This window comes from Streptococcus oralis (assembly GCF_023109155.1).
In the GTDB taxonomy this organism is placed as follows: domain Bacteria; phylum Bacillota; class Bacilli; order Lactobacillales; family Streptococcaceae; genus Streptococcus; species Streptococcus oralis_BZ.
In genome coordinates, this window is the sequence record NZ_JALDUA010000023.1 from 1 (window position 1) to 551 (window position 551).

At 43.6% G+C, this 551-nt stretch carries 1 protein-coding gene; it reads right to left on the bottom strand.

Going from position 1 to position 551, the window contains the following annotated elements; translation table 11 throughout:
• Positions 1-551 (bottom strand): isopeptide-forming domain-containing fimbrial protein (locus M1F63_RS10125; protein WP_247941335.1); only part of this gene is annotated, 551 nt, incomplete at both ends.

A 551-nucleotide genomic window follows, 5' to 3' on the forward strand; every position in this document is an offset into this window, starting at 1 on the left:
GCATCAAGAGCTTGACCATTCAAGATTGCACTTGCTGAACCTGCATAATCAAGAACAGACTCAAGTGTATCACTTACGCTGAAGGCTGTCGCATCTGTTGGGACACTTGTTTTCACGTTGTATGTGAAAATTTGATCACGATCAGCGAGTGTTTCTTCAGCTTTAGTATTGACATCTTTCTTGATCTCTGGCTCGTCTGGTGTTGGTGGCGTTACTGGGACTTCATTGGAGTCTTTCGTAAAGCCTGGTTTGTTTGGAAGATCAACCTTGTAAGCTGCCTTGTTCGGAACCTTGATTGACTTATCTTCTGTTACATAATCAGACAAGTTAGCTCCCGCTTTGATCTTAGCGTCGAAAGTTAATTCAACAGCTTGTCCAGCACTTGTTTTAGCTTGTTCTTCTGTAAGCGTCAAGGTAATGGTTTGTCCTTCTACCTTGATTTGGCTAGCGTCAAGAGCTTGACCATTCAATTTAGCACTTGAAGTTCCTGCGAATTCAAGAACGTCCACTAGGGTATCTGTGACTGAGAAGGCTGTCGCATCTTGCGCTAC